Raw genomic sequence first — 5,203 nt, 5'->3', positions numbered from 1 at the left:
GTGGCACATGGATGAAACCTACGTGAAGGTCAATGGCCGCTGGGCGTATCTGTACCGGGCCGTCGACAGCCGGGGCCGCACTGTCGATTTTTATCTCTCCTCCCGTCGTAACAGCAAAGCTGCATACGGGGTCTGACGCTCAGTGGAACGAAAACTCACGTTAAGGGATTTTGGTCATGAGATTATCAAAAAGGATCTTCACCTAGATCCTTTTAAATTAAAAATGAAGTTTTAAATCAATCTAAAGTATATATGAGTAAACTTGGTCTGACAGTTACCAATGCTTAATCAGTGAGGCACCTATCTCAGCGATCTGTCTATTTCGTTCATCCATAGTTGCCTGACTCCCCGTCGTGTAGATAACTACGATACGGGAGGGCTTACCATCTGGCCCCAGTGCTGCAATGATACCGCGAGACCCACGCTCACCGGCTCCAGATTTATCAGCAATAAACCAGCCAGCCGGAAGGGCCGAGCGCAGAAGTGGTCCTGCAACTTTATCCGCCTCCATCCAGTCTATTAATTGTTGCCGGGAAGCTAGAGTAAGTAGTTCGCCAGTTAATAGTTTGCGCAACGTTGTTGCCATTGCTGCAGGCGTCGTGGTGTCACGCTCGTCGTTTGGTATGGCTTCATTCAGCTCCGGTTCCCAACGATCAAGGCGAGTTACATGATCCCCCATGTTGTGCAAAAAAGCGGTTAGCTCCTTCGGTCCTCCGATCGTTGTCAGAAGTAAGTTGGCCGCAGTGTTATCACTCATGGTTATGGCAGCACTGCATAATTCTCTTACTGTCATGCCATCCGTAAGATGCTTTTCTGTGACTGGTGAGTACTCAACCAAGTCATTCTGAGAATAGTGTATGCGGCGACCGAGTTGCTCTTGCCCGGCGTCAACACGGGATAATACCGCACCACATAGCAGAACTTTAAAAGTGCTCATCATTGGAAAACGTTCTTCGGGGCGAAAACTCTCAAGGATCTTACCGCTGTTGAGATCCAGTTCGATGTAACCCACTCGTGCACCCAACTGATCTTCAGCATCTTTTACTTTCACCAGCGTTTCTGGGTGAGCAAAAACAGGAAGGCAAAATGCCGCAAAAAAGGGAATAAGGGCGACACGGAAATGTTGAATACTCATACTCTTCCTTTTTCAATATTATTGAAGCATTTATCAGGGTTATTGTCTCATGAGCGGATACATATTTGAATGTATTTAGAAAAATAAACAAATAGGGGTTCCGCGCACATTTCCCCGAAAAGTGCCACCTGACGTCTAAGAAACCATTATTATCATGACATTAACCTATAAAAATAGGCGTATCACGAGGCCCTTTCGTCTTCAAGAATTTTATAAACCGTGGAGCGGGCAATACTGAGCTGATGAGCAATTTCCGTTGCACCAGTGCCCTTCTGATGAAGCGTCAGCACGACGTTCCTGTCCACGGTACGCCTGCGGCCAAATTTGATTCCTTTCAGCTTTGCTTCCTGTCGGCCCTCATTCGTGCGCTCTAGGATCCTCCGGCGTTCAGCCTGTGCCACAGCCGACAGGATGGTGACCACCATTTGCCCCATATCACCGTCGGTACTGATCCCGTCATCAATGAACCGGACTGCCACGCCCTGAGCGTCAAATTCCTTTATCAGTTGGATCATATCGGCAGTGTCGCGGCCAAGACGGTCGAGCTTCTTAACCAGAATGACATCACCTTCCTCCACCTTCATCCTCAGCAAATCCAGCCCTTCCCGATCTGTTGAACTGCCGGATGCCTTATCGGTAAATATACGGTTTGCTTTCACACCTGCGTCTTTGAGTGCTCTGACCTGAAGATCAAGAGACTGCTGACTGGTTGAGACCCGAGCGTAACCAAAAAGTCGCATAAAAATGTACCTTAAATCGAATATCGGACAACTCATGTCTATTATTACAAATTTACGATTTAATAGACATATTAATGTAACAGTTTTACGATGTCCGATAATTTATAACATTTCGTACGGTTGGAAAAATGTTACTAAATGCCCGTCAGGCAGGGAGGCCGATATGCCCGTTGACTTTCTGACCACTGAGCAGACTGAAAGCTATGGCAGATTCACCGGTGAACCGGATGAGCTTCAGCTGGCACGATATTTTCACCTTGATGAAGCAGACAAGGAATTTATCGGAAAAAGCAGAGGTGATCACAACCGTCTGGGCATTGCCCTGCAAATTGGATGTGTCCGTTTTCTGGGCACCTTCCTCACCGATATGAATCATATTCCTTCCGGCGTCCGGCATTTTACCGCCAGACAGCTCGGGATTCGTGATATCACCGTTCTTGCAGAATACGGTCAGAGGGAAAATACCCGCCGTGAGCATGCAGCGCTGATACGTCAGCACTATCAGTATCGTGAATTTGCCTGGCCCTGGACATTTCGCCTTACCCGTCTTTTATATACCCGGAGCTGGATAAGCAACGAACGTCCTGGCCTGCTTTTCGATCTGGCGACAGGGTGGCTTATGCAACATCGTATTATTCTCCCCGGAGCCACTACGCTGACCCGGTTGATTTCAGAGGTAAGGGAAAAGGCGACGTTGCGCCTGTGGAACAAACTGGCACTGATACCGTCAGCCGAACAGCGTTCACAGCTGGAGATGCTGCTGGGGCCAACTGATTGCAGCCGCCTGTCTTTACTGGAATCACTGAAAAAGGGCCCTGTGACCATCAGTGGTCCGGCGTTTAATGAAGCAATTGAACGCTGGAAAACTCTGAACGATTTTGGCCTGCATGCTGAAAACCTGAGTACACTCCCGGCTGTGCGCCTGAAAAATCTCGCACGTTATGCTGGTATGACTTCGGTGTTCAATATTGCCAGGATGTCACCGCAGAAAAGGATGGCGGTTCTGGTTGCCTTTGTCCTTGCATGGGAAACGCTGGCGCTGGATGATGCATTGGACGTTCTGGACGCCATGCTGGCCGTTATCATCCGTGACGCCAGAAAGATTGGGCAGAAAAAACGGCTCCGCTCGCTGAAGGATCTGGATAAATCTGCATTGGCGCTCGCCAGCGCATGTTCGTACCTGCTGAAAGAAGAAACACCGGACGAATCGATTCGTGCTGAGGTGTTCAGCTACATCCCAAGGCAAAAGCTGGCTGAAATCATCACGCTTGTCCGTGAAATTGCCCGGCCCTCAGACGATAATTTTCATGAAGAAATGGTGGAGCAGTACGGGCGCGTTCGTCGTTTCCTGCCCCATCTGCTGAATACCGTTAAATTTTCATCCGCACCTGCCGGGGTTACCACTCTGAATGCCTGTGACTACCTCAGCCGGGAGTTCAGCTCACGGCGGCAGTTTTTTGACGACGCACCAACGGAAATTATCAGTCGGTCATGGAAACGGCTGGTGATTAACAAGGAAAAACATATCACCCGCAGGGGATACACGCTCTGCTTTCTCAGTAAACTGCAGGATAGTCTGAGGCGGAGGGATGTCTACGTTACCGGCAGTAACCGGTGGGGAGATCCTCGTGCAAGATTACTACAGGGTGCTGACTGGCAGGCAAACCGGATTAAGGTTTATCGTTCTTTGGGGCACCCGACAGACCCGCAGGAAGCAATAAAATCTCTGGGTCATCAGCTTGATAGTCGTTACAGACAGGTTGCTGCACGTCTTTGCGAAAATGAGGCTGTCGAACTCGATGTTTCTGGCCCGAAGCCCCGGTTGACAATTTCTCCCCTCGCCAGTCTTGATGAGCCGGACAGTCTGAAACGACTGAGCAAAATGATCAGTGATCTACTCCCTCCGGTGGATTTAACGGAGTTGCTGCTCGAAATTAACGCCCATACCGGATTTGCTGATGAGTTTTTCCATGCTAGTGAAGCCAGTGCCAGAGTTGATGATCTGCCCGTCAGCATCAGCGCCGTGCTGATGGCTGAAGCCTGCAATATCGGTCTGGAACCACTGATCAGATCAAATGTTCCTGCACTGACCCGACACCGGCTGAACTGGACAAAAGCGAACTATCTGCGGGCTGAAACTATCACCAGCGCTAATGCCAGACTGGTTGATTTTCAGGCAACGCTGCCACTGGCACAGATATGGGGTGGAGGAGAAGTGGCATCTGCAGATGGAATGCGCTTTGTTACGCCAGTCAGAACAATCAATGCCGGACCGAACCGCAAATACTTTGGTAATAACAGAGGGATCACCTGGTACAACTTTGTGTCCGATCAGTATTCCGGCTTTCATGGCATCGTTATACCGGGGACGCTGAGGGACTCTATCTTTGTGCTGGAAGGTCTTCTGGAACAGGAGACCGGGCTGAATCCAACCGAAATTATGACCGATACAGCAGGTGCCAGCGAACTTGTCTTTGGCCTTTTCTGGCTGCTGGGATACCAGTTTTCTCCACGCCTGGCTGATGCCGGTGCTTCGGTTTTCTGGCGAATGGACCATGATGCCGACTATGGCGTGCTGAATGATATTGCCAGAGGGCAATCAGATCCCCGAAAAATAGTCCTTCAGTGGGACGAAATGATCCGGACCGCTGGCTCCCTGAAGCTGGGCAAAGTACAGGTTTCAGTGCTGGTCCGTTCATTGCTGAAAAGTGAACGTCCTTCCGGACTGACTCAGGCAATCATTGAAGTGGGGCGCATCAACAAAACGCTGTATCTGCTTAATTATATTGATGATGAAGATTACCGCCGGCGCATTCTGACCCAGCTTAATCGGGGAGAAAGTCGCCATGCCGTTGCCAGAGCCATCTGTCACGGTCAAAAAGGTGAGATAAGAAAACGATATACCGACGGTCAGGAAGATCAACTGGGCACACTGGGGCTGGTCACTAACGCCGTCGTGTTATGGAACACTATTTATATGCAGGCAGCCCTGGATCATCTCCGGGCGCAGGGTGAAACACTGAATGATGAAGATATCGCACGCCTCTCCCCGCTTTGCCACGGACATATCAATATGCTCGGCCATTATTCCTTCACGCTGGCAGAACTGGTGACCAAAGGACATCTGAGACCATTAAAAGAGGCGTCAGAGGCAGAAAACGTTGCTTAACGTGAGTTTTCGTTCCACTGAGCGTCAGACCCCTACACCGACACGGCCGGCTTCACCGATCACGTCTTTGCCCTGATGCACCTGCTAGGCTTCCGCTTCGCGCCGCGCATCCGCGACCTCGGCGAAACCAAGCTGTACGTGCCGCAGGGCGTGCAAGCC

Annotated in this window: 3 protein-coding genes and 2 pseudogenes; 3 read left to right on the top strand and 2 right to left on the bottom strand. The window is 50.2% G+C overall.

The window, feature by feature from the left end; genetic code table 11:
- Nucleotides 1–127, top strand: a pseudogene (locus ACJHXA_RS23440) (DDE-type integrase/transposase/recombinase); the annotation flags it as partial.
- A 147-nt stretch (nucleotides 128–274) separates the two neighbouring features.
- Here the strand turns inward: ACJHXA_RS23440 and ACJHXA_RS23435 are convergent.
- Together ACJHXA_RS23435 and ACJHXA_RS23430 are read right to left on the bottom strand one after the other, a co-directional pair.
- Complete coding sequence (locus ACJHXA_RS23435; RefSeq protein WP_015058868.1) at nucleotides 275–1,135, bottom strand: broad-spectrum class A beta-lactamase TEM-135; 861 nt, start codon at nucleotides 1,133–1,135, stop codon at nucleotides 275–277.
- Between the two features lie 182 nt (nucleotides 1,136–1,317).
- Nucleotides 1,318–1,875 carry a recombinase family protein gene (locus ACJHXA_RS23430; protein WP_001235713.1) on the bottom strand — a complete coding sequence of 186 codons (558 nt, stop codon included), beginning with the start codon at nucleotides 1,873–1,875 and terminating at the stop codon, nucleotides 1,318–1,320.
- 163 nt (nucleotides 1,876–2,038) lie between these two features.
- Between ACJHXA_RS23430 and ACJHXA_RS23425 the strand changes: the two genes are divergently transcribed.
- On the top strand, nucleotides 2,039–5,044 hold the full coding sequence (locus ACJHXA_RS23425) for a Tn3-like element Tn3 family transposase (RefSeq protein WP_001143760.1): 3,006 nt from the start codon (nucleotides 2,039–2,041) through the stop codon (nucleotides 5,042–5,044).
- Between the two features lie 33 nt (nucleotides 5,045–5,077).
- A pseudogene (locus ACJHXA_RS23420) lies at nucleotides 5,078–5,203 on the top strand (Tn3 family transposase); the annotation flags it as partial.

The organism is Escherichia sp. WS33, from assembly GCF_046486385.1.
Classification (GTDB): domain Bacteria; phylum Pseudomonadota; class Gammaproteobacteria; order Enterobacterales; family Enterobacteriaceae; genus ECMA0423.
The sequence above is the reverse complement of the archived record's forward strand: the minus strand, read 5'-3'. Positions and strand labels throughout refer to the sequence as shown.